The organism is Rasiella rasia (assembly GCF_011044175.1).
GTDB lineage: Bacteria > Bacteroidota > Bacteroidia > Flavobacteriales > Flavobacteriaceae > Marinirhabdus > Marinirhabdus rasia.
Map to the genome: position 1 here is coordinate 2,159,470 of NZ_CP049057.1, position 21,897 is coordinate 2,181,366.

At 38.6% G+C, this 21,897-nt stretch carries 25 protein-coding genes; 14 read left to right on the forward strand and 11 right to left on the reverse strand.

The window, feature by feature from the left end:
- The first annotated feature begins 138 nt into the window (after positions 1 to 138).
- The 3 genes from G5B37_RS15180 to G5B37_RS09745 are packed head-to-tail and all read left to right on the forward strand — an operon-like array spanning position 139 to position 1,545.
- Positions 139 to 267: a hypothetical protein gene (locus G5B37_RS15180; protein ID WP_263649778.1), complete on the forward strand. Its 129-nt coding sequence runs from the start codon at positions 139 to 141 to the stop codon at positions 265 to 267.
- A gap of 54 nt (positions 268 to 321) precedes the next feature.
- Entirely contained in the window at positions 322 to 774 is a 453-nt protein-coding gene (locus tag G5B37_RS09740; RefSeq protein ID WP_164679846.1) for a 6-pyruvoyl trahydropterin synthase family protein, read from the forward strand.
- Between the two features lie 12 nt (positions 775 to 786).
- Positions 787 to 1,545, forward strand: a complete 759-nt coding sequence (locus G5B37_RS09745) for a UDP-2,3-diacylglucosamine diphosphatase (RefSeq protein WP_164679847.1) — start codon at positions 787 to 789, stop codon at positions 1,543 to 1,545.
- A gap of 16 nt (positions 1,546 to 1,561) precedes the next feature.
- Here G5B37_RS09745 and G5B37_RS09750 read toward each other — a convergent pair whose 3' ends face one another.
- Both G5B37_RS09750 and recJ read right to left on the reverse strand, forming a co-directional pair.
- A complete protein-coding gene (locus G5B37_RS09750; RefSeq protein ID WP_164679848.1) occupies positions 1,562 to 2,176 on the reverse strand; it encodes a peptidoglycan-binding domain-containing protein in 615 nt (204 codons plus the stop codon).
- Between the two features lie 58 nt (positions 2,177 to 2,234).
- Positions 2,235 to 3,926, reverse strand: coding sequence for a single-stranded-DNA-specific exonuclease RecJ (gene recJ / locus G5B37_RS09755; RefSeq protein ID WP_164679849.1), 1,692 nt, complete (start codon positions 3,924 to 3,926; stop codon positions 2,235 to 2,237).
- Between the two features lie 177 nt (positions 3,927 to 4,103).
- Here recJ and G5B37_RS09760 point away from each other — a divergent pair, with 177 nt between their 5' ends.
- Complete coding sequence (locus G5B37_RS09760) at positions 4,104 to 5,591, forward strand: T9SS type A sorting domain-containing protein (protein WP_164679850.1); 1,488 nt, start codon at positions 4,104 to 4,106, stop codon at positions 5,589 to 5,591.
- A gap of 61 nt (positions 5,592 to 5,652) precedes the next feature.
- Positions 5,653 to 6,243 (forward strand): carboxymuconolactone decarboxylase family protein, encoded by a 591-nt coding sequence (locus tag G5B37_RS09765; protein WP_164679851.1) that lies wholly within the window; start codon positions 5,653 to 5,655, stop codon positions 6,241 to 6,243.
- Between the two features lie 93 nt (positions 6,244 to 6,336).
- On the opposite strand, the gene G5B37_RS09770 is transcribed toward G5B37_RS09765, so the two are convergent.
- The 3 genes from G5B37_RS09770 to G5B37_RS09780 are packed head-to-tail and all read right to left on the reverse strand — an operon-like array spanning position 6,337 to position 8,408.
- A complete protein-coding gene (locus tag G5B37_RS09770) occupies positions 6,337 to 6,909 on the reverse strand; it encodes a uracil-DNA glycosylase family protein (RefSeq protein ID WP_164679852.1) in 573 nt (190 codons plus the stop codon).
- Positions 6,909 to 7,580 carry a 16S rRNA (cytidine(1402)-2'-O)-methyltransferase gene (gene rsmI, locus G5B37_RS09775; protein ID WP_164679853.1) on the reverse strand — a complete coding sequence of 224 codons (672 nt, stop codon included), beginning with the start codon at positions 7,578 to 7,580 and terminating at the stop codon, positions 6,909 to 6,911. The genes G5B37_RS09770 and rsmI overlap by 1 nt, the downstream gene beginning before the upstream one ends.
- 33 nt (positions 7,581 to 7,613) lie before the next feature.
- Entirely contained in the window at positions 7,614 to 8,408 is a 795-nt protein-coding gene (locus G5B37_RS09780) for a hypothetical protein (RefSeq protein ID WP_164679854.1), read from the reverse strand.
- A gap of 203 nt (positions 8,409 to 8,611) precedes the next feature.
- Here G5B37_RS09780 and G5B37_RS09785 point away from each other — a divergent pair, with 203 nt between their 5' ends.
- The 9 genes from G5B37_RS09785 (at position 8,612) to G5B37_RS09825 (ending at position 16,500) form a co-directional block, all read left to right on the forward strand.
- Complete coding sequence (locus tag G5B37_RS09785) at positions 8,612 to 9,259, forward strand: thymidine kinase (protein ID WP_164679855.1); 648 nt, start codon at positions 8,612 to 8,614, stop codon at positions 9,257 to 9,259.
- Between the two features lie 2 nt (positions 9,260 to 9,261).
- Positions 9,262 to 10,371 carry an alanine racemase gene (alr, locus tag G5B37_RS09790; RefSeq protein WP_164679856.1) on the forward strand — a complete coding sequence of 370 codons (1,110 nt, stop codon included), beginning with the start codon at positions 9,262 to 9,264 and terminating at the stop codon, positions 10,369 to 10,371.
- Positions 10,372 to 10,452: 81 nt separating this feature from the next.
- Positions 10,453 to 10,860, forward strand: a complete 408-nt coding sequence (gene mscL, locus G5B37_RS09795) for a large conductance mechanosensitive channel protein MscL (protein WP_164679857.1) — start codon at positions 10,453 to 10,455, stop codon at positions 10,858 to 10,860.
- A gap of 163 nt (positions 10,861 to 11,023) precedes the next feature.
- Positions 11,024 to 12,013, forward strand: a complete 990-nt coding sequence (locus tag G5B37_RS09800; protein ID WP_164679858.1) for an aspartate-semialdehyde dehydrogenase — start codon at positions 11,024 to 11,026, stop codon at positions 12,011 to 12,013.
- Between the two features lie 51 nt (positions 12,014 to 12,064).
- Positions 12,065 to 12,466: a DoxX family membrane protein gene (locus tag G5B37_RS09805; protein ID WP_164679859.1), complete on the forward strand. Its 402-nt coding sequence runs from the start codon at positions 12,065 to 12,067 to the stop codon at positions 12,464 to 12,466.
- A 93-nt stretch (positions 12,467 to 12,559) separates the two neighbouring features.
- The gene (locus G5B37_RS09810; RefSeq protein ID WP_164679860.1) at positions 12,560 to 12,937 is read left to right on the forward strand and encodes a DoxX family membrane protein; all 378 of its coding nucleotides are present in this window, start codon (positions 12,560 to 12,562) and stop codon (positions 12,935 to 12,937) included.
- A gap of 76 nt (positions 12,938 to 13,013) precedes the next feature.
- Positions 13,014 to 15,179 carry a prolyl oligopeptidase family serine peptidase gene (locus tag G5B37_RS09815; protein WP_164679861.1) on the forward strand — a complete coding sequence of 722 codons (2,166 nt, stop codon included), beginning with the start codon at positions 13,014 to 13,016 and terminating at the stop codon, positions 15,177 to 15,179.
- A 72-nt stretch (positions 15,180 to 15,251) separates the two neighbouring features.
- Complete coding sequence (locus tag G5B37_RS09820) at positions 15,252 to 16,199, forward strand: ABC transporter ATP-binding protein (RefSeq protein ID WP_164679862.1); 948 nt, start codon at positions 15,252 to 15,254, stop codon at positions 16,197 to 16,199.
- Positions 16,189 to 16,500: a DUF1499 domain-containing protein gene (locus G5B37_RS09825; protein WP_164679863.1), complete on the forward strand. Its 312-nt coding sequence runs from the start codon at positions 16,189 to 16,191 to the stop codon at positions 16,498 to 16,500. The genes G5B37_RS09820 and G5B37_RS09825 overlap by 11 nt, the downstream gene beginning before the upstream one ends.
- A 21-nt stretch (positions 16,501 to 16,521) precedes the next feature.
- Here G5B37_RS09825 and G5B37_RS09830 read toward each other — a convergent pair whose 3' ends face one another.
- The 6 genes from G5B37_RS09830 to G5B37_RS09855 form a co-directional block, all read right to left on the reverse strand.
- Positions 16,522 to 16,980 (reverse strand): 3-oxoacyl-ACP synthase, encoded by a 459-nt coding sequence (locus G5B37_RS09830; protein ID WP_164679864.1) that lies wholly within the window; start codon positions 16,978 to 16,980, stop codon positions 16,522 to 16,524.
- Complete coding sequence (gene mtgA, locus G5B37_RS09835) at positions 16,970 to 17,665, reverse strand: monofunctional biosynthetic peptidoglycan transglycosylase (RefSeq protein ID WP_164679865.1); 696 nt, start codon at positions 17,663 to 17,665, stop codon at positions 16,970 to 16,972. Before mtgA ends, G5B37_RS09830 begins: the two co-directional genes overlap by 11 nt.
- Complete coding sequence (locus tag G5B37_RS09840; protein ID WP_164679866.1) at positions 17,662 to 18,792, reverse strand: NAD(P)/FAD-dependent oxidoreductase; 1,131 nt, start codon at positions 18,790 to 18,792, stop codon at positions 17,662 to 17,664. Before G5B37_RS09840 ends, mtgA begins: the two co-directional genes overlap by 4 nt.
- A gap of 78 nt (positions 18,793 to 18,870) precedes the next feature.
- Complete coding sequence (gene accC / locus G5B37_RS09845) at positions 18,871 to 20,223, reverse strand: acetyl-CoA carboxylase biotin carboxylase subunit (RefSeq protein ID WP_164679867.1); 1,353 nt, start codon at positions 20,221 to 20,223, stop codon at positions 18,871 to 18,873.
- 67 nt (positions 20,224 to 20,290) lie between these two features.
- Positions 20,291 to 20,779 (reverse strand): acetyl-CoA carboxylase biotin carboxyl carrier protein, encoded by a 489-nt coding sequence (gene accB / locus G5B37_RS09850; protein ID WP_164679868.1) that lies wholly within the window; start codon positions 20,777 to 20,779, stop codon positions 20,291 to 20,293.
- A gap of 18 nt (positions 20,780 to 20,797) precedes the next feature.
- Positions 20,798 to 21,796, reverse strand: coding sequence for a beta-ketoacyl-ACP synthase III (locus G5B37_RS09855; RefSeq protein ID WP_164679869.1), 999 nt, complete (start codon positions 21,794 to 21,796; stop codon positions 20,798 to 20,800).
- Positions 21,797 to 21,897 lie beyond the last annotated feature (101 nt).

The following is a 21,897-nucleotide window of genomic DNA, read 5'->3' on the forward strand; positions in this document are numbered from 1 at the left end:
ATTTATAGAATTTTTAGGCGGTCCTGGCTTATTCTTGCTGCTTGCCGTCTTGGTAATTGTGGTTGTAATTATTAGTAAGATTAAAAATAAGCGTTAGTAAGACTTTGTTTTTCTTTCGTCTAATCAGAAAATCAGATTATGGACATTTTAGACTTTATAAATGGTAAAGGCGCCATGCTAATTTTGGCAGGAGTTATAGTGTTAGCGCTTGTATTTCAGCAATACAAAAAATGGAAATTCTTTAAAAGACCGAAAAATAAGAAATAGCAGTAGTCAGCATTCAAAACTGTATATTTGCCTAGCAAGTATCTGCAATAACTTATGAGTAACATTCGCATCACCAAACAATTCTCTTTTGAAACCGGCCACGCTCTTTATGGGTACGATGGCAAGTGCCGTAATGTTCATGGACATAGTTACAAGCTTTCTGTAACGGTAATTGGAACGCCTATTGCCGATGTTAACCATGTAAAATTTGGTATGGTTATAGACTTTGGCGACTTAAAAAAAATTGTAAAAGAAGAGATTGTAGATGTGTTTGATCATGCTACTGTTTTTAACAAAAATACGCCCCATGTAGAGTTGGCAGAAGAGCTAAGTAGTCGTGGACATAATGTGCTACTTGTAGATTATCAGCCAACAAGTGAAATGATGGTCGTTGATTTTGCTGAAAAAATTAAACTGCGACTACCTCAAAATATCATGTTGCATTCGTTACGTCTTCAAGAAACAGCTACCAGTTATGCAGAATGGTATGCTTCAGATAATTCATAGTATCTTTAACTCATGCAAATTCCACCCGGAAAAAAAATATACTTCTCTAGCGATAATCATCTTGGAGCGCCCACACCAGCCGAGAGTTTACCGCGCGAAAAGAAATTTGTTCGTTGGTTAGAAGAAATAAAACACGATGCCGCAGCAATCTTTTTGTTAGGTGATTTATTCGATTTTTGGTTTGAGTATAAAACAGTAGTTCCAAAAGGGTTTGTACGTGTTTTAGGGAAATTAGCAGAATTAAGAGACAGCGGTATCCCTATTTATTTTTTTGTGGGAAATCATGATTTGTGGATGGGCGATTATTTCGAAAAAGAACTAAACATCCCAACCTACCGCCAACCCAAAGAATTTACGTTTAATGACAAACTATTTTTTGTGGGGCACGGAGACGGTAAAGGTCCTGGAGATATGGGCTACAAACGAATGAAAAAGGTGTTTGAAAACCGAGTCTTTAATTGGTTGTTTCACTGGTTTCATCCTGCATTAGGGATGAAAATTGCACAATATCTTTCAGTAAAAAACAAACTGATCTCTGGAGAAGAAGACAAAAAATTTCTAGGTGAAGAAAACGAATGGCTAGCACTCTACGCTAAGCGGAAACTAGAAACAAAGCATTACGACTATTTTGTATTTGGCCACCGGCACCTTTCTATGCAAATAGAAGTAGGAGAAAACTCAACCTACTTCAACTTAGGTGACTGGATTACTCAATATACCTACGGAGTTTTTGACGGCGAACATTTCGAATTAAAAGAATTTAAAGGATAATTCGTTCGCTCCTAACCTACTTTAATAAAGCGTCTAATGTTAAGGCGTCTAATTTACCATCAGGAAACAGATTATTTTTAGCCTCAAAATTTTTAAGTGCCGTTTGTGTTTCTATTCTGTACAACCCATCATGACTAACGGCTTCTCCTTTTTCAATGAGAATACGTTGCACTTCAAAAATCAAAGCGTTTTTTTCCCCAAGCTTAAAAGCATTGTCATTTTGATTAGCGTAAAACATTTTTTCAATCAATTTTTTGCGCTTTTCCTTTTCTGAAGGCGTTTTAGACGTTGTCTTTTTCACTTCTGTAGTGGTTAACTGTCCTTCATAATACTTAACAGTTGCCAACTTAGACGCGTATGTTAAGACGGCAGCATTTGTGGCGTCATCATCATCTTCGGGATTACGAACATCAATACTATTTGCACTCCACTGTGTGATTACATAGCCATTTAGCTTCTCAACAGCTTCGTAATAAGCAAGTAACAATGATTTGTCTGCGTGATTTTCAGGCACTTCAACCGTTGGGGTGTAATGATAGTTTGGCGGGTGAAATCTATGCCAAGAAGTATAAAAATTGTAGCCCAAAATCGCTACTATTATCGCTAGTAATACTATAATAATTGCTTTCATTTTTAATGCCCGTAAAGACACGAATTTTTTAAGGTTAGTAAATTAAAGATACTAAAATTTAAGGTTTAATGTCTTTCAATCTCAGTTGTAAATTTACAGTTCCCTGCCATTCATTTTCATCAATTACATACGCTGCTTTAAATGGTTCTCCTTTGCAGGCAATATCATGTTTATCACCCATTCCAAAACCTATGCCTGTAAATTGTGTACTATTACCCTGTTGTACAACAACCCGCAAATGACTCTTATCTTCTCCAACGCATTTTCCGTATCCCACATCTTTCAAGTTCTGTGTCATAAAAACTGGAGTCATGTTTCCTGGTCCAAAAGGTGCAAATTGTTTTAAAATACGATAAAACTTGGGCGTTATTTGTTGTAAGTCAATTTCTGTATCAATTGAAATTTCTCGCTGTAACAGGTTTTTATCTATTGTTTCAGCCACCTCTTTTTCAAAGGCCTTCTTAAATTTTTCGTAATCAGCCTCCAGCAATGTAAGACCCGCCGCGTATTTATGTCCGCCAAATTGTTCAATATGCTCACTACATCCTTCCAAGGCGTTATAGACATCAAACCCTTTTACAGATCGTGCAGAAGCTGCTAGCTTTTCTCCACTTTTAGTGAATACCAAAGTGGGGCGATAATAGGTTTCTGTAAGCCTAGAAGCTACAATGCCAATGACACCTTTATGCCAATTTTTGTTGTATACAACTGTTGTCATCCTGTTTTCTTCACCTTTTTCTGAAATTTGAAGTAATGCTTCTTCGGTAATGCGCTTGTCTGCTTCGCGCCTGTCTGTATTAAACTGTTCAATTTCTGAAGCGTATTCTTTCGCCTTTTCAACATCGGTTTCAGTAAGCAATGTAACAGCATGGTTACCATGTTTCATTCTTCCTGCTGCGTTAATTCGTGGTGCGATAATAAAAACAACATCGGTAATAGTAAGCTGAGTTTTTTTGATTTGTGAAAGAATAGCCTGAAAGCCAGCGCGTGGGTTGCTATTTATCACTTTTAAGCCGAAATGGGCTAAAATTCTGTTCTCTCCTGTAATAGGCACAATGTCGGCACCTATTGCTGTAGCCACTAAATCTAGATACAACAGTAAATCGTTTATGTTTTGCTTACGCTGTTTGGCAAGTGCCTGAATTAATTTAAAGCCTACGCCACAGCCACACAATTCTTTAAATGGATATTCACAATCGCTTCGTTTGGGGTCTAGTACGGCAACAGCTTTGGGTAGTTCTGGCCCGGGTCTATGGTGATCGCATATAATAAAATCTACTCCCTTTTCCGAGGCATATGCTACCTTGTCTATTGCCTTTACACCACAATCTAATGCAATGATAAGGGTAAAATCGTTGTCTAAAGCAAAGTCAATTCCTTGGTTAGAGACTCCGTAGCCCTCGTCATATCGATCTGGGATATAGGTTGCTACATTGGGGTAATAGCTTAACAAGTAAGAAGATAGCAGCGCAACACTCGTGGTACCGTCTACGTCATAATCGCCATACACTAATATGTTTTCATCTGCTGCAATGGCTTTTTCAATACGTGCTACAGCCAAATCCATATCTTTCATGAGGTAAGGGTCGTGCAGGCCATCTAGCGATGGTCTAAAAAATTCTTTAGCTTCTTCAAAAGTTTCAATACCTCGTTGAATAAGCAGTGATGCAATAATTGGTGCTACTCCCAATGTATTGGTGAGTATATCAATTTTATCTTGAGGAGGTTTTGGTTTTAGTGTCCAGCGCATAGATGACAAAATTCCAAAGTACAAATTCTAATTCCTAAAAAAGGAAAGGATTCATCAAAAAATACTTCAGATAGATTCAATTTGGGAAGTCATGGTAAAGTTAGTTTAATTTAAGTAATGATAAAAATTGAGTATCTTTAAATTATTGATGCACTCCCCGATTTATTTAGTTCTACTATGAAACAAATCTATTATAGTATAAGTGCGATTTTAATATTTTCTATTTCGGTATTCGCACAAGATGGCTCCTATGACGCCTCTTTTGGAACCAATGGAACCACCACTACTGATATTCCTGGAGACAATGAGATTAGTGTTCTTGTAGCAGAAAACGCCGATGGATCTCTTTGGGCTCATGCTATTGCCTCTCTAAACACAACCAGCACTAAAATTCTAGTGCGCTACTCGGCTGCTGGAGTATTTGATACTAGTTTTGGAGTAGATGGTGTGGTATCACTTCCTTTAAATGGTAGTTATACTTCACTTAAAGCCCTTCCCGATGGAAGCATGTTAATAGGCGGTGTTTTTAACGAAGATTTTGTTGTACTTAAATATACTATTAACGGTGTTTTAGACACTACATTTGGAAACAATGGTATTGCAACCATAGATTTTGAAACCGATTTAGTGCTCTCACTCTTTGTGAATGAAGACAACACAGCACTAATTATTGGGCGCTATAGAACTACCAACGAAGAAGGTATAAGTATTTCAAAATTACTAGCAGATGGTACAATAGATCCTACGTACGGAAGCAATGGTGTTGCGAACAGTACTATAACAACTGAAGATGAATTTTATACATTCCAAATTTCTAGATATTCTAATGGGGGGTTTTTGGTTCCCTTTAGACTTGTAGACGTTAATGAAAATAGCAGGATTGGTTTTGCTAAAATTTCAGAAAACGGAAGTTTAGACCCTTCATTTGGGAACAATGGGGTTGCTGTTAACCAAATAGCATTGCAATCACCTTTTTCAGTTTCTGCCGTTATACAAGAAAACCAAGGCATTCTAGGACTAATTAACAACAGAGGGCTGAACCCTCCTATTGACAGTGAATCTTTTTATATACAATTACTACCTAATGGAAGCTTAGACACGGGGTTTGGAAACAAGGGAGTGCGGGAAATTTCGCATAATACCTTTAGCCCCTTAAAAGTAATAAGGCAAGAAAATGATAGGACATTATTTATAGGGAGAGAATGGAGTATCGATGGCGGCAATTACACCATCTTAAGAAGCTATACTGATGGTTTTATAGACCCTTCTTTTGCCAACCAAGGTCGATTTATTGAGCCAAATTTAGATGCTGGTGAGGCCATAATTACAGAAGACGGCGGAATTGTTGGCTGTGCATTTACCCCTCTTTTTAATGGTCCACAGAACATTGTATTGTTTAAACTTTTAAACTCACCCCTAGGTGTTGAAGAAGAAAATAGCAAAAAAATACTAATAGCTCCCAACCCAACGAACGATTTAATCTCCATAACATGCACGAATTGTGATCTCATAGGTAGTGTCTTTCGTATTTTTGATGCTACAGGGAGAGAAGTGCAAACAGGTATTTTTGAACTAAACAATCCGTTAATTAGCGTTGAAAGTTTAGCTGCAGGGCTTTATTATCTTTCAATAGAAGCAACGCGCATAAAATTCCTAAAAAAATAACCACACCCCTCTTGGCTTTTGAAAATTCGAGCCGTACCTTCGAGTTTCAAAATAGAAAATTATGCCATTAGTAACACCTCTTTCCGCAGATCATGATAAAAACACTCAAGAACTTGCCGAGTTCTTCAACGAAACACTGGGGTTTTGCCCTAATAGTGTCCTTACCATGCAACGCAGACCTGCTATAAGTCGCGCCTTTATCAACCTAAACAAAGCCGTAATGGCAAACGAAGGTGGCGTTACCTCAGCCCTAAAACGAATGATTGCTTGGGTAAGTAGTAATGCTACAGGCTGTCGCTACTGCCAAGCACATGCCATTAGAGCAGCAGAACGTTACGGAGCCGAGCAAGAACAATTAGACAACATTTGGGAGTATAGAACGCACCCAGCATTTTCTGAAGCCGAACGTGCAGCACTCGACTTTTCTCTTGCCGCAAGTCAGGTGCCAAATGCGGTTGATGAAACGATTAAAAGACGCCTATACGAATACTGGAACGAGGGTGAAATTGTAGAAATGCTAGGGGTGATCTCACTCTTCGGTTACCTAAACCGCTGGAACGATAGCATGGGTACCTCAATAGAAGACGGAGCTGTAGAAAGCGGTAACCAATATCTTGGTAAACACGGATGGGAAAAAGGAAAACATCTTTAAATTAATGAAACACCATAACTTTCTTGTGGCATCGTAGTTGTTTTTGAAAATAAAAATGCACTGCTCTTTCGATTGTTGGGAAGAGAAATTCTTTTATAATACTAGAGTTTCAATGGTGGTCTGTAAAAGGGGAACCACGCTGTCTTCAAACCATGGGTTTTTTTTCATCCAAAATCTATTACGGGGGGACGGGTGCGGTAGTACAAAATAGTTGGGAAGATATTCTTCTAGGTTTTCTACTGTTTGGGTTAATGTGCGTTTGGCTGTATCTTTCAAATAATATTTTTGAGCATACATCCCAATTAAAATGATAAGTTTTACATGGGGCATTTCTGAAAGCAATGGCCCGTGCCATTTCGGAGCACATTCGGGTCTAGGAGGTAAGTCGCCACTCTTACCTTTCCCAGGATAGCAAAAACCCATTGGCACAATGGCAAAATTTTCAGGGTCATAAAATTGCGTAGCGGTTACACCAAGCCAACGCCTTAATTCCTTACCAGAAGCGTCGTCCCAAGGAATTCCAGATGCGTGCACTTTAGTTCCCGGTGCTTGCCCAATGATTACAATTTTTGAATTTACGTGTCCTGCTACAACAGGGTTAGGACCCAAAGGTAAGTGTGCAGAACAGATAGTACACGTCTTTATTGTTTCAAGGAGATGGTTCATTATTTAACGCCACTAAGTACCACAACCAATTCTCCTTTGGGTGGCTTATTTTCAAAATGTTTTAAAACCTCTGCCAAACTTCCACGTATGGTTTCTTCGTGTAATTTGGTAATTTCTCGAGACACTGAAACGGGCCTATCGGCTCCAAAAAATTCAATAAATTGTGATAATGTCTTACATAATTTGTGAGGTGATTCATAAAAAATCATGGTGCGAGTTTCTTCAGAAAGAAGCTGCAACCTTGTTTGTCTTCCCTTTTTTACTGGAAGAAATCCTTCAAAAACAAATTTATCGTTTGGAAGACCACTGTTTACAAGTGCAGGAACAAACGCAGTAGCTCCAGGCAAACAATCTACTTCAATACCTGCTGCAACACATGCTCTTGTTAGCAAAAATCCAGGGTCGCTTATTGCGGGAGTGCCTGCATCGCTAATGAGGGCAACCGTTTCACCTTGTTGTATTCTTTTTACTATGGTGTCGGTAGTTTTATGCTCGTTGTGCATGTGGTGTGAATGCATTGGAGTGCTAACTTCATAGTGCTTCAACAATTTACCGCTTGTGCGCGTATCCTCGGCAAGAATTAAATCAGCCATTTGCAGTACCTCAACGGCACGAAATGTCATGTCTTTAAGATTTCCGATAGGGGTAGGTACGAGATACAGTTTAGACATAAAAAATTTTCATTTTACGATAAGAGCTGTTCTTTAGTTAAACTTTCGACCTATGGCCGCCATGAAGCGTTCGGCATACATATCTTTTTGTAACCAAAAGTTATAATCAGGTTTTACTTTCGTTTTTATAAAAGTTTCAGCTTCGTCATAAGAAGTCATAGTACTTACCTGCGAAAGCACCCGGGTATAATCATCTGAATTTCCCCCAAACAGATGCTTTATATACGCTAAACGATCATTTAAATCGATACGCATACCATCTCCTACTGTATCATTAATAGATTTTGGCTTTTCAGAAACCCCCAGATCATCTACTAATTTTTTGGAAGGTTTAGGAGCATCTACTCCCTTCGCTGGCTCGCGAATCTCTAAAGTTGAATCTGTTGGTGGTGAAGTCACCTTACGTTCAAAAGTTGGTGTTTCTTGATAGTTTTTGGCAAATTCTTCCAAATCGTTTTTTAGGTATTTTTTCTGCGGAAGCACCTCCTCAAGCATTTTTTCTACCCCCTGAGTCTCTGGCGGCATCTGCGCCACCAAATCCTTTATTTTCTCCATCAAGGGTTCTACTAAATCTTCTTTATGGTCTGGTTGCGGTATTGGTTCCGGCTCGGTAAACCAGTTTTTTTCACGAAAGCTCTTACTGTCAAAAGACTCTTCGCTAGCTGTGGTTATATCTTCTTGTAATTGACCCTCTAAAAAAGCCAATACGGTTACTTTTTCATACAGGGCCGCCAATTTCTGCTTCATATCTACAGCCGATAGGCTGCTGCCAGCATCCAGAATTTCTTCTGCCAAATGTTGTAGGTCTCTTTGCAATTTCTTTTTCATTTCAATAAGCACTTTTTCATTTAAGCAACACCAAATGTGTTAGAATGTGATATAAAGGTATGTACAGCTGCTAATTAGTCTCTTCTATATTACTTTTATAAACTTTTTTGGGTTGCCATCGTATGGGTCAACTTTGTTTTGTTAAATTTACGCATCCTATATGTAAACGAAAAGTATTTGCGTTTTATTCTAAACAACACCCTATGTTTCTCGAAAACACAGTAAATCAAAAAGAGCAATTTGGCTGGATTGAAGTCATCTGCGGCTCTATGTTTTCTGGTAAAACCGAAGAACTTATTAGGCGCTTAAAAAGAGCTCAATTTGCAAGGCAAAAAGTAGAAATATTTAAGCCTAAAGTAGATACTCGTTACGATGAAGACCAAGTAGTCTCTCACGACAGTAATCAAATTAGGTCTACACCCGTTCCAGCAGCAGCCAACATTCCTATTCTCGCAGATAATTGTGACGTAGTAGGTATAGACGAAGCGCAATTTTTTGATGATGAGATTGTAAAAGTTTGTAACGACCTTGCCAATAGAGGTGTACGTGTAATAGTTGCGGGGTTAGATATGGATTATAAAGGAAACCCTTTTGGTCCTATGCCTGCGCTTATGGCAACGGCAGAATACGTAACCAAAGTGCATGCTGTCTGCCCAAGAACTGGTAATCTTGCACATTACAGTTACAGGAAATCTCAAAGTGAAGATTTAGTGCTTTTGGGTGAAACTGAAGAATATGAGCCGTTAAGTCGCGCGGCATACTACAAAGCTGTACTTAGAGAAAAAGTAAAAAAAATGGAGGTAAAAGATCCCGAACAACTTACCTCACAACAGTCTAAAAAGCAAGCGTAGTAATGGGCAAATTCAAAGAAACTGTGCTCGAAATAGACTTAACAGCCTTGGCACACAACTACAAGTATCTACGTTCCAAAATAAATTCTGAAACTAAACTTTTGGCTGTGGTAAAAGCCTTTGGGTATGGAAGTGAAAGTGTGGCGGTTGCTAAAGAATTAGAAAATTTAGGCGTTAATTATTTTGCCGTAGCCTACGTAGCAGAGGGCGTTGTTTTACGAGATGCTGGTATTCGCACACCAATTTTGGTCCTTCATCCGCAACCTGTAAATTTTCCCACCTTAATTGAGCGCTGTCTAGAGCCTTCCATTTATAGCTTTAGAATCTTAAAAGAATTTATTGCTGTTGCCGAGACAAAAAAGCAGCAAGACTACCCAGTGCATTTAAAATTCAACACCGGGCTAAATCGTTTAGGGTTTTTAGAAAATGATGTGCCTTCAATACTTTCAGCATTAAAGAAAACTTCGGCTTTAAAAACCAAATCGCTGTTTTCGCATTTGGTCGCGAGCGAAGATCCTTCAGAAAAAGAATTTACACACACGCAAATTGAACGTTTTAAAAACATTTCAGCAGCCATAGCGTTGGAACTAGGTTATAAACCAATGCTACATCAAAGTAATACTTCTGGAGTTTTAAATTATCCTGAAGCACATTTTACGATGGTTAGAACAGGCATAGGACTTTTCGGTTTTGGCAATTCTACCAAAGAAAATGCACATTTAAAACCAGTTGCAACGTTAAAATCGGTTATTTCACAAATACATCACATTCAGCCAGGTGAAACTGTTGGGTACAATAGAGCGTACACCGCCACTAAACTTGAAAGAACCGCCACCCTTCCTATCGGACATGCAGATGGTATTTCCCGTGCCTTCGGAAATGGTAAAGGGTGGGTAACTATTGCCGGAAAAAAAGCACCTATCGTCGGAAACGTGTGTATGGACATGCTTATGGTGAACGTAACCGAAATTGACTGTAAGGAAGGAGATGAAGTTATTATTTTTGACCAAAACACCACTGCCGAAGATCTTTCCGAAGCTATACATTCTATCTCGTATGAAATGCTTACAGCCATCTCTCAACGTGTAAAACGTGTAATTCGTCGAAATTAGGCCCTTCCCTTATAGTGGCATTTAGTAGAACTATTTCTTTTTTCCTACCTTCGTAAGGTATTAACACATAAACCAATCACCATGTTAAAAGAATTTAAAGCATTTATTATGACGGGCAATGTCATTGACTTGGCCGTTGCCGTAATATTAGCAGGAGCTGTAGGGCTTGTTGTTAGCGGATTTGTATCTGATATTATGATGCCAATAATTGGGCACTTTGCCGGAGGGGTAGACTTTGCAGACATGAAGCATGTACTTTCTGAAGCAGTTGTTGCAGCAGACGGCACAGTAGAAAAACCAGAAAATGCCATCATGTATGGAAAATGGGTGAATGCTATTATTAACTTAATCATCGTAGGATTTGTTCTCTTTATGATTGTGAAAGCATACGGAAAAGTTCGTAAAAAAGAAGAGGCGGCTCCAGCACCAGATCCAGGACCATCTGAAATTGATTTATTAAAGGAAATTAGAGACGCGCTTAAAAAATAAATCGTCTCAAAAACCGCTACACTATATTAATTAAACCCTCCAAAGCATTTGCTACGGAGGGTTCTTTTATTTAGCGTAGCGTTAAGAAATTAGTATGTTTACTTTTGTACTTTTGAAAGATCTTTATTCTAACTAAAATTACCCGCCTTCGCGGGCTATATACATGAAAGTAGCTGTTGTTGGCGCCACCGGAATGGTAGGCACTGTAATGATAAAACTCCTGGAAGAGCGCAATTTTCCAGTAACGCAACTTATACCCGTAGCTTCAGAGCGCTCTATTGGTCGAGAATTACTCTTTAACGGAACATTGTATCCTATTGTAGGCATGGAAGAAGCTATTAATTTAGCTCCAAATATTGCGATATTCTCAGCTGGGGGGGAAACATCTTTACAGTGGGCACCAAAATTTGCAGAAGTAGGCACTACGGTAATCGATAATTCGTCTGCATGGCGCATGGATCCTTCTAAAAAATTGATTGTCCCTGAAATAAACGCTTTTCAACTAACTTCAGAAGATAAAATTATAGCCAACCCAAACTGCTCTACCATTCAACTTGTCATGGCACTTTCGCCACTTCATAAAAAATACACCATGAAGCGTGTGGTAATTTCTACCTACCAGTCTGTTTCAGGAACTGGTGTAAAAGCAGTACAGCAATTAGAAAATGAAGAAGCTGGTATTGGCGGTCCTATGGCATATCCGTATCAAATCCACAAAAACGCACTTCCACATTGCGATGTTTTTGAACCTAACGGCTATACCAAAGAAGAAATGAAGTTAGCTCGAGAGCCTCAGAAAATACTCGATGACAGAACGTTCTCTGTCTCTGCAACGGCAGTTAGAATACCCACGGCTGGCGGGCATAGCGAATCTGTAAATGTTGAATTTAGAAACGACTTCTCCATTAGCGACGTGCGCAAACTATTGCATGAACAGCCAGGTATTGTGGTACAAGACAATCCAGATACCAATACATACCCTATGCCCATCTATGCACACGGTAAAGATGATGTTTTTGTAGGAAGACTAAGACGGGATGAAACACAACCCAATACACTTAATATGTGGATTGTGAGCGATAATCTTCGTAAAGGAGCCGCTACTAACGCCATACAGATTGCAGAATATTTAGTTGAGAATTCGCTAGTGTAAGTCGGATTAAAATTTTCGTCTAAGTTTAGGTATGCACCTAAAAAAACTAACATGAAAATTTTACACGTCATTTTGCGAGTAGGCCTTGGGTTAATGCTTTTAGCTTTCGGACTCAATAAATTCTTCTGGTTTATGCCAGATTTCGATTTTACAGGATACCCAGAAGCAGAACATCTTTTTAATTCACTACGTTTTTCAGGTGAAGACCCAGAAGTAGGTAAAGGCTATATAATGCATCTCGTTGGCGCGTCTGAAGCAATTATTGGGCTACTTTTAGTGCTAAAAAAGTGGGTGCCATTTGCACTCGTTATGCTTGTGCCTATTTCAATTAATATTGTGCTTTTTCACCTTGTGGTAAATCTTCCAAATATTGGGCCTGCTATATTGGTTGCTGCCATCAACGCATATTTACTGTATAAAAACTGGAATGCTTATCGAGCAATGTTTCAGTAGTTCTGGCTGTGGTTTACTTACAAACCTGTCTGGTTACTCAACGGCAGGTTTTTTTTAGTATCTTTAAGAGACATAACCATCTAAGTACGCTATATGAACTCAACTTTTACTACCTTCCTTCGTGTTATTCTAGGCATTACATTATTTGTCTTCGGAATTAATAAATTTTTCAATTTTATCCCTTTATTCGAAATGCCTCCAGCGGCAGCTAACTTTTTAGAATCGCTGGAAGCCACCGGCTATGCCTTTTACGTAGTCGCGATTTTAGAAATACTTATAGCAATTTTATTGTTACTTAAAAAGTGGGTGCCTTTTGCGCTTATTCTGCTTGCGCCACTTTCTGTTAACATTTTACTGTTCCATCTTTTTCTAGATATTTCAGATGTAATTGTTGCAATTGGCATCTTTGGACTCAATGTATTACTCATGTACAAGTACTGGAAAGCTTACCGTCCGCTATTTCAATACTAACATCACAGAAATTCAAGCCCACTATTTGTTGCCAACTTTAGTATTTTCAGTACTTTAGTACCTTAATTTTATTCCTATGAAAAAGCTACTTGTTCCTGTATGTTGTGCACTTGCCTTAGTGAGTTGTAAAGAGGAAATTACTAAATCTGAAACTATTACTGTGACCTACCCTACGACACAAAAAGTTGATACCGTTACTAACTATTTCGGAACAGACGTAAAAGACCCTTACCGTTGGTTAGAAGACGACATGAGTGAAGAAACTGGAGACTGGGTGAAACGTCAGAATAAAACCACTTTTGGATATCTAGATAACATACCTTTTCGCGAAGCACTTAAAGAGCGCCTCACAGAGCTTTGGAATTACGAAAAAATTGGCTCACCATTTAAAGAAGGCGACTATACCTATTACTACAAGAATGACGGACTCCAAAATCAATATGTAATCTATCGGTATAAAACTGGTGAAGACGCAAGTACTGCGGAAATTTTCTTAGATCCTAATGGGTTTAAAGAAGATGGTACTATCTCTCTTGGCGGACTTAACTTTTCAGATAACGGAAAAATTGCTGCGTATAGCATTTCTGAAGGCGGAAGCGATTGGCGAAAAGTACTTATCATGAACGCCGAAACAAAAGAAATTATTGAAGACACCCTAGTTGATGTTAAATTTAGCGGAATTTCATGGAAAGCAAACGAAGGATTCTACTATAGCAGCTATGATAAACCCAAAGGGAGTGAACTTTCAGCAAAAACCGATCAACACAAACTGTACTATCACAAGCTTGGAACAAGCCAAAGAGAGGATAAACTGGTCTTTGGCGGAACCGCAGATCAAAAACATCGTTATGTTGGCGGTAATGTTTCTGAAGATAATCGCTGGTTGCAGATTACTGCTAGTATCTCAACCTCCGGAAATAAATTATTCTTAAAAGATTTATCTAAGCCAAATAGCAAACTAATTACCGTAGTAAATCATACAGATTCTGATACTTATATAATAGACAACGTGGGGACTAAACTATACTTGGTTACCAATCTCAATGCACCCAACGGTAAGATTGTGACTACAGATGCTAGCAATCCTACACCAGAAAACTGGACAGACTTTATCCCTGAAACTAAAAATGTACTTTCCCCAAGTACTGGAGGAGGTTATTTCTTTGCAGAATACATGGTAGATGCTGTAAGTAAAGTAATGCAATACGATTACAACGGGAAACTAGTACGCGAAGTTGAACTGCCCGGTGTTGGTAGCGCTGGTGGTTTTGGAGCTAAAAAAGAAGATGCAGAGTTATATTTCAGCTTTACAAATTACGTAACCCCAAGTAGCATCTATAAATATACAGTAGAAACTGGTGTGAGCGAATTGTACAAAAAACCAGAAATAGATTTTAATCCAGACAACTACGAAAGCAAACAAGTGTTTTATACCTCTAAAGATGGTACCAAAGTACCTATGATTATTACACACAAAAAAGGAATAGCTCTCAATGGCAAAAATCCAACTATTTTATATGGGTATGGCGGCTTTAATATTAGTCTCACCCCTAGTTTTAGTATTGCAAATGCGGTTTGGATGGAACAAGGTGGTGTTTATGCAGTTCCAAACCTTCGTGGTGGCGGTGAATACGGTAAAGAGTGGCACGATGCAGGCACACAACTAAAAAAACAAAATGTTTTCGACGACTTTATCGCAGCTGCAGAATATTTAATTTCAGAAAAATATACCTCTAGCGACTACCTTGCTATTCGAGGTGGATCTAATGGCGGATTGCTAGTTGGAGCCACCATGACGCAACGTCCAGATTTAATGAAAGTAGCCTTGCCTGCAGTAGGCGTTTTAGACATGCTTAGGTATCATACCTTTACAGCTGGTGCTGGATGGGCATACGATTATGGTACTTCAGAAGATAGCAAAGAAATGTTTGAATACTTAAAAGCATATTCTCCTGTGCACAATGTAAAAGAAGGCACCCAATATCCGGCAACCTTAGTTACAACGGGAGATCATGATGACCGCGTTGTACCTGCACATAGTTTTAAATTTGCAGCAGAGCTACAAGAAAAGCAAACAGGTGATAACCCTACCTTAATTAGAATAGAAACCGATGCAGGTCATGGAGCAGGAACCCCAGTATCTAAGACCATAGAACAATACGCCGATATATTCGGTTTTACGCTTTACAACATGGGATATGAAGTATTGCCAGAGAAAACAACGGCTAAAGTAAAAGAATAAACTATATATTTTTGTTTAGCACCCGACGTCTTGATACATTTTACATTGGCGTAGGAGAAGGTAATGTAAAGAATGCTCAACGTTAATATACAGTCGTTTAAGTATCCTACTACTGAAAAGGTTATCCTTTCACAAATTAATTTTTTGTTGAAAAATGGTGAACACCTTGCTATTTTAGGCGAAAGTGGCTGCGGAAAATCTACGCTGTTGCATCTTATTTATGGTTTATTAAACCTAGATTCTGGGAAAATTACATATAATAAAACCCCTTTGTTTGGTCCAAGTCATAATCTTATTCCTGGGCATACATTTATGAAATTAGTTTCACAAGAAGTTAATTTAATGCCGTATACTTCGGTTGAAGAAAATGTTGCAGAACATCTCTCCAGACTTGATCTTACAGAAGATAACAACCGCGTAAATGAGCTCCTAGAAACAGTACAATTACTTTCGTATAAAAACCAAAAAGTACAAGACCTAAGCGGCGGACAAAAACAGCGTGTGTCATTGGCTCGCGCTTTGGCCAAACAACCCAAAATTTTGTTGCTAGATGAGCCTTTTAGTAGCATAGATACATTTAAAAAGAACGCCCTAAGACGCACTCTTTTTAGGTACCTTAAAAAACATTCCATTAGTTGTGTTATGGCAACACATGACGCTAATGAAGCCCTTGCCTTCGCAGATACCATAGCATTGCTTGAAAATGGAACTATCATTAAGTATGGAGCTGCAAAAGACGTTTATGATGCCGCAGATTCGGTGTATGAAAAAGGATTTTTTGGTGAAGTGTCTGTCATTCCTTCTGGAATTTTTTCGCAAGAAGAACAACTGCTATTACCACATGAATTAACTATTTCCGAAGAAAAAACAGCACTAAAAACGCTTATAGAAAACGCCTATTTTCAAGGAAGTCACTATCTTGTAGAAGGAAATTTCCGAGGAAAAAAAGTATATTTTAACCACCCAACTTTGGTCACAGAAACCCAAGTTTATTTAAAATTAAGCACGCATGGCAAATAGTTATACCGAAAATCTACAACTTACAGCACCCTTAGAGTCTGCCAAGAAAAAAGTGGAAGAAGCGCTTATGAAAGCTGGGTTTAAAATGAGTAAGTGGGTAGACCAACAACAGGCATTTTACTCAGAAAGTTCTGTGACAATTTGGTCTTGGGGTGAAGATATCATGGTACGTTTTCAAGAAAATGAAAATGGTACCCAAATACAGTTTACTTCCAGTTGTAAACTCTCTACACAAATAATAGATTGGGGGAAAAACAAGAAGAATGCTAAGAAATTTATGCTTGCCTTAGACCAATCTTAGTATAAAACTAAAGAAGCCCTATCACGAAACACTTTTAATCGTAATGGCCTTGTCATTAAACGTAAAAGTATCCCCTTTTATCTTGCCAGAAAGTAATTGTCCTATTGGTGATTGTAAGGCCACACAAAAATACTGCGTTGCGCCCACAGTTACCTGACCTATAGAAATACTAATAAAATAATTACCATTTGTTGTATACACCAGCGTTCCCAAGCGAACATATTCTGACGCGGCTTTTACGTCTATTCGTTTAACGAGTGCGTGTAAGTTTTCTATTTCCTGTAGTTGTTTACCCGCATTTTCACGGTCTATTTGCAACATTGCTCGTCCCGTTTCATGCTTGTCTCCAGCGCTGCTCTTAGATTCTTCAAAAAGCGATTCTTCAATGTCTGCGATGGTTTGCTTAATTTTTGTGAAGCGAGCAATCACCGTATTTTCACAGTGCGTAAGTAATGTAGCCTTTAATTCTTTATCGGTCATTTTCTTTAGGTTCAACTAAGGTAAATGTACCATAAAAACGCATTTGTCTAACAATCCACTCTTTTCTTTTTTGAATATAAGCAGAAGCAGGTGCTGCTTTATATTTTCTAGGGTTAGGTAATATAGCTGCAAGCGCTGCAGCCTCATATTTTTGAAGGTTTCTGGCAGAGGTATTAAACCAATAATTGGCAGCAGCTTCAGCACCGTACACACCTTCACCCATTTCTATACTGTTGAGATATACCTCTAAAATTCGCTCTTTACTCCACGAGGTTTCAATTAAGAAAGTAAAGTAAGTCTCTAACCCTTTTCTGAGCCAACTTCGCTCTGGCCACAGAAAAACATTTTTGGCAGTTTGCTGAGAAATCGTACTTCCACCGCGCAGCTTTTTACCATTTTTGTTGCTTTTGTATGCTTTTTCTATCGATTTTAGGTCAAAACCGTTGTGTTTTACAAAATTTTGGTCTTCTGCGCAGATTACTGCTAATTGTAGTTCTTCGGAAATTTTAGATAATGGCACCCATTCATGTTTTGTGCCTATGGTTTCCTTGTTCTCATAACTTCTAATAGCCATAAGTGGTGTATAGTACACTGGCACATACTTATATAGCAGTACCCAGAGCACACTTAAGAGTACAAACCACAGTAAGGTTTTAAAAAGAAATTTGAAAAGTTTCTTTATCATATAGATTCAATACACTCGGCAAGTTGTTTGCCAACAGAACTACCAATAGCTACACCCATTCCGCCTAAACGTACGCCACAAAACACATTAGGTTGCACTTGTTTTACAATGGGCTTTTTTTGTTCGCCAACACCCATAATTCCGCTCCACCTAGCGTCTATAGTAAACGGTGTATTTGGTAAAATTGTTGTTCTTAGCAGTCTTTCTAGCTCATTCTGAATACGTTGTGTAGTACCTAATCGTGTAGTGGTTTCGGTTACGAAATCTAGATTTCTCCCTCCTCCGAAGAGAATTCTATTGTGTATGTTTCTAAAATAATAATACCCTTTATCGAGGTGAAATGTTCCCTTAATAGACAAATTTGGGATTGGATTGGTAATAAGAACCTGAGCTCTCGCAGGAGACATGGCAGCATCAAAAAACTGTTTTGCAAAGCCGTTGGTAGCAATACAAACCTTTTTTGTTGAAATTTCCATAAAATTGTTCAAATTGAGCAAAACATGGTCATTTTCTGACAAAATTGATGTGATTTCAGCGTTATTTAGCACTAAAATGTTCTTTTCTGCACATTGCTGAAGTAAGCCCTGCATCATTTTACCTGTATCTAACTGACCTTCAAATTGATTAAAAATCAGTCTTTTTTGTACATTTTTAAAGGAAAAAGTATCGTTTTTGATAGAAAATGTCTGCTTTTCGCCTAAAAAGACCTTTTCTAGCAATTTATTAATGTAGGGGAGTTTTTCTATGCATTCTTCAAATAAATCTGTGTCTTTTTCATAGAATAATTCGTACCCTCCGTTTTGTTGATAGTCTATGGTTGTGTCTCCTAACCTTTTCCGAAGTACTTGTAAACCTGCTACTCTATCGCGAATGAGTTGAATGACTTCTTCTTCGGTATGCGTTTTTAAATCGTCTAGTATTTCAGAAATACTTCCAAAGCAGGCAAACCCTGCATTTTTTGTACTAGCTCCACTAGGTAACATTCCTTTTTCAAACACCACCAACTTTTTTTTAGGAAAGCGTTCTGCTAATTCTAAGGCACAACTTAAGCCAACAATGCCGCTACCAATAATGGCAACGTCTATATCTTGCAGCCATGTATGTCGTTCCCAATAACTAAAATTCATATGCTTAAACTAAAAAATCCCAAATTCCAAAGGTAACTATTCTGGAATTTGGGATCTAAATTATTAAGACACCTGCTTCTATTCTTCTTCAGGTGGTGCCATTTCCCAATCGTTCATAAATGCAGTTGTATAATTACCTGCCACGTAGTCTGGATGATCCATTAACTGTCTATGAAATGGAATTGTAGTTTTAATACCTTCTATTACAAACTCATCTAATGCACGCTTCATTTTATTAATTGCTTCGTCGCGTGTTTGCGCCGTTGTAATAAGCTTTGCAATCATAGAATCGTAGTTAGGCGGAATTACATAGCCTGCGTACACATGTGTGTCTAAACGCACTCCGTGCCCTCCAGGAGCATGCAATGTTGTAATTCTTCCAGGAGAAGGTCTAAAATCGTTATACGGATCTTCTGCATTAATACGGCACTCTATAGAATGTAAGTTAGGCGTATAGTGTTTTCCTGAAATTGGAACTCCTGCAGCTACAAGAATTTGTTCGCGAATTAGATCGAAGTCTATTACTTGTTCGGTAATAGGATGCTCTACCTGAATACGCGTATTCATTTCCATGAAGTAGAAGTTTCTATGCTTGTCTACCAAAAACTCTACAGTACCAGCACCTTCATACTTAATGTATTCTGCCGCTTTTACTGCCGCCATACCCATATCGTTTCGAAGTTTCTTCGTCATAAATGGACTAGGTGTTTCTTCGGTCAATTTTTGGTGACGTCGCTGAATAGAACAGTCTCTTTCACTTAAGTGACATGCTTTACCTGTACTATCGCCCACAATCTGAATTTCAATATGGCGTGGCTCTTCAATGAGTTTTTCCATATACATATCGTCATTCCCAAAGGCAGCTTTACTTTCTTGACGTGCAGATTCCCAAGCATCTTGAAGGTCTTCTTCCTTCCAGACTGCGCGCATTCCTTTTCCACCACCACCTGCACTTGCTTTTAACATTACAGGGTAGCCCGTTTCTTTTGCTACTTTTTTACATTGGGCGAAATTTTCAATAATGCCTTCACTTCCTGGAACACAAGGAACACCTGCCTCTATCATGGTAGTTTTGGCCATTGCCTTATCTCCCATGCGCTCTATCATTTCTGGAGAAGCACCAATAAATTTAATATTGTGCTCTTCACATATTTTCGAGAATTTTGCATTTTCAGATAAGAATCCGTACCCAGGATGTATCGCATCTGCATTGGTTATCTCGGCCGCGGCTATAATATTACTCATCTTTAAATAGCTTTCGCTACTAGGAGCTGGGCCAATACAAACGGCTTCATCTGCAAATTTTACATGCAGGCTTTCCTCATCTGCCTTAGAGTAAACTGCAACAGACTTAATGCCCATTTCTCTGCAGGTTCTAATTACGCGAAGCGCAATTTCTCCCCTATTTGCAATCAATATTTTTTTAAACATAGTTGTTGGATTTAAATTCAAATTAAATTCCCCTTTGGAATTTGGAATTTGAGATTTGGAATTTAAATTACGATGGGTCTACTAAGAAGAGTGGCTGATCAAACTCTACAGGAGACGCGTCGTCTACAAGTACTTTAACAATCTTTCCAGACACTTCACTTTCAATTTCGTTAAAGAGTTTCATTGCTTCAATAACACATAAAACGTCACCTGTGTTAATGGTATCACCAACTTCAATAAATACTGGTTTATCTGGTGAAGGCTTTCGATAGAAAGTTCCTATAATCGGTGATTTTACGGTAATATATTTTGAATCCTCATCGGCTGCTGCTGGCGTCGCTGCTGCTGGAGCCGCATCTACGGCTGCCTGAGGTGCAGCTTGTGCAACTGGTGCCGGTGCCATACTTGGAACTTGCTGAATATAGGTTGTTTCTCCTTTACTTCCTGTTTCTCCTGTACGAATGGTGATTTTTACATCATCCATTTCTAATTTAACTTCGGTAGCCCCTGACTTGGCTACAAACTTAATTAGACTTTGTATTTCTTTTATATCCATGTTGGTTGATTTTAATAATTATTTTGGGTCATAGGCCCATGTAACATATACGGCACCCCATGTAAATCCACCTCCAAAAGATGCAAATACTAGGTTATCGCCTTTTTTTAATTGTTGTTCATAATCTACTAGGCACAACGGCAAAGTTGCCGAAGTGGTATTCCCATACTTGTGAATATTTTTCATCACCTTCTCTTGCGGAAGGTTCATTCTTTTTGCGGTTGCGTCTATAATTCGCATATTGGCTTGGTGCGGTACTAACCAATTCACATCATCTCCAGACAAGTCATTACGCGCCATAATTTTTTCACTCACATCGGCCATATTTGAAACGGCAAATTTAAATACGGTTTTTCCGTCTTGGAATACATAATGTTGTTTGTTTGCCACAGTTTCTGCTGTAGCCGGCATTAAAGAACCTCCAGCATCTATCTTTAGACTTTGTCTACCAATACCGTCGGTTCGTAAATATTCGTCTTGAACTCCGTAACCTTCAGTATTGGGCTCAAAAAGCACTGCGCCTCCACCATCGCCAAAGATGATACAGGTCGCTCTGTCTTCGTAATCTATAATAGATGACATCTTATCTGCGCCTAGCAATAAAACTTTCTTGTATCGTCCAGACTCAATATATTTTGCGGCGGTAGACATTCCAAAGAGAAAACTAGAGCAGGCTGCAACCAAATCAAATGAAAAAGCGTTTACGGCACCTATCTCGGTAGCTACGTAAACGCCTGTGGCTGCAACTGGCATATCTGGTGTGGCGGTTGCCATAATCACCATATCAATGTCTTCAGGGTTGGTATTACTTTTTGCTAATAAGTCTTTAGCAGCTTGAATTGCAAGGTAAGATGTACCCTTGTCTTGATCTTTTAAAATTCTACGCTCCTTAATCCCTGTTCGGGTGGTAATCCATTCGTCATTGGTGTCCACCATAGTCTCCAGGATTTGGTTGGTAAGTACGTAGTCTGGCACGTAGCCTCCTACAGCTGTGATTGCTGCTGATATTTTGCTCATAGAGTTATCTTACTTTCACGAAAAAAGACCGATAATGTCTTTAAAAGGTGTGAAAATTACTAAAAAAACCTCGAAAGTGAGTATAAAAAAGCTTTTTTTGG

Excerpts from the sequence above, each read along its gene's own strand:
- G5B37_RS09825 (WP_164679863.1), top strand. The coding sequence starts at position 16,189 with ATGGCAAATAGTTATACCGAAAATCTACAACTTACAGCACCCTTAGAG.
- G5B37_RS09810 (WP_164679860.1), top strand. The coding sequence starts at position 12,560 with ATGAACTCAACTTTTACTACCTTCCTTCGTGTTATTCTAGGCATTACA.
- G5B37_RS09855 (WP_164679869.1), bottom strand. The coding sequence starts at position 21,796 with ATGAGCAAAATATCAGCAGCAATCACAGCTGTAGGAGGCTACGTGCCA.
- G5B37_RS09750 (WP_164679848.1), bottom strand. The coding sequence starts at position 2,176 with ATGAAAGCAATTATTATAGTATTACTAGCGATAATAGTAGCGATTTTG.
- G5B37_RS09840 (WP_164679866.1), bottom strand. The coding sequence starts at position 18,792 with ATGAATTTTAGTTATTGGGAACGACATACATGGCTGCAAGATATAGAC.
- rsmI (WP_164679853.1), bottom strand. The coding sequence starts at position 7,580 with ATGTCTAAACTGTATCTCGTACCTACCCCTATCGGAAATCTTAAAGAC.
- G5B37_RS09760 (WP_164679850.1), top strand. The coding sequence starts at position 4,104 with ATGAAACAAATCTATTATAGTATAAGTGCGATTTTAATATTTTCTATT.
- G5B37_RS09815 (WP_164679861.1), top strand. The coding sequence starts at position 13,014 with ATGAAAAAGCTACTTGTTCCTGTATGTTGTGCACTTGCCTTAGTGAGT.
- alr (WP_164679856.1), top strand. The coding sequence starts at position 9,262 with ATGGGCAAATTCAAAGAAACTGTGCTCGAAATAGACTTAACAGCCTTG.
- recJ (WP_164679849.1), bottom strand. The coding sequence starts at position 3,926 with ATGCGCTGGACACTAAAACCAAAACCTCCTCAAGATAAAATTGATATA.
- G5B37_RS09780 (WP_164679854.1), bottom strand. The coding sequence starts at position 8,408 with ATGAAAAAGAAATTGCAAAGAGACCTACAACATTTGGCAGAAGAAATT.
- accC (WP_164679867.1), bottom strand. The coding sequence starts at position 20,223 with ATGTTTAAAAAAATATTGATTGCAAATAGGGGAGAAATTGCGCTTCGC.
- G5B37_RS09830 (WP_164679864.1), bottom strand. The coding sequence starts at position 16,980 with ATGACCGATAAAGAATTAAAGGCTACATTACTTACGCACTGTGAAAAT.
- G5B37_RS09820 (WP_164679862.1), top strand. The coding sequence starts at position 15,252 with ATGCTCAACGTTAATATACAGTCGTTTAAGTATCCTACTACTGAAAAG.
- G5B37_RS09770 (WP_164679852.1), bottom strand. The coding sequence starts at position 6,909 with ATGAACCATCTCCTTGAAACAATAAAGACGTGTACTATCTGTTCTGCA.
- G5B37_RS15180 (WP_263649778.1), top strand. The coding sequence starts at position 139 with ATGGACATTTTAGACTTTATAAATGGTAAAGGCGCCATGCTAATTTTG.
- G5B37_RS09785 (WP_164679855.1), top strand. The coding sequence starts at position 8,612 with ATGTTTCTCGAAAACACAGTAAATCAAAAAGAGCAATTTGGCTGGATT.
- G5B37_RS09740 (WP_164679846.1), top strand. The coding sequence starts at position 322 with ATGAGTAACATTCGCATCACCAAACAATTCTCTTTTGAAACCGGCCAC.
- G5B37_RS09745 (WP_164679847.1), top strand. The coding sequence starts at position 787 with ATGCAAATTCCACCCGGAAAAAAAATATACTTCTCTAGCGATAATCAT.
- accB (WP_164679868.1), bottom strand. The coding sequence starts at position 20,779 with ATGGATATAAAAGAAATACAAAGTCTAATTAAGTTTGTAGCCAAGTCA.
- mtgA (WP_164679865.1), bottom strand. The coding sequence starts at position 17,665 with ATGATAAAGAAACTTTTCAAATTTCTTTTTAAAACCTTACTGTGGTTT.
- mscL (WP_164679857.1), top strand. The coding sequence starts at position 10,453 with ATGTTAAAAGAATTTAAAGCATTTATTATGACGGGCAATGTCATTGAC.
- G5B37_RS09800 (WP_164679858.1), top strand. The coding sequence starts at position 11,024 with ATGAAAGTAGCTGTTGTTGGCGCCACCGGAATGGTAGGCACTGTAATG.
- G5B37_RS09805 (WP_164679859.1), top strand. The coding sequence starts at position 12,065 with ATGAAAATTTTACACGTCATTTTGCGAGTAGGCCTTGGGTTAATGCTT.
- G5B37_RS09765 (WP_164679851.1), top strand. The coding sequence starts at position 5,653 with ATGCCATTAGTAACACCTCTTTCCGCAGATCATGATAAAAACACTCAA.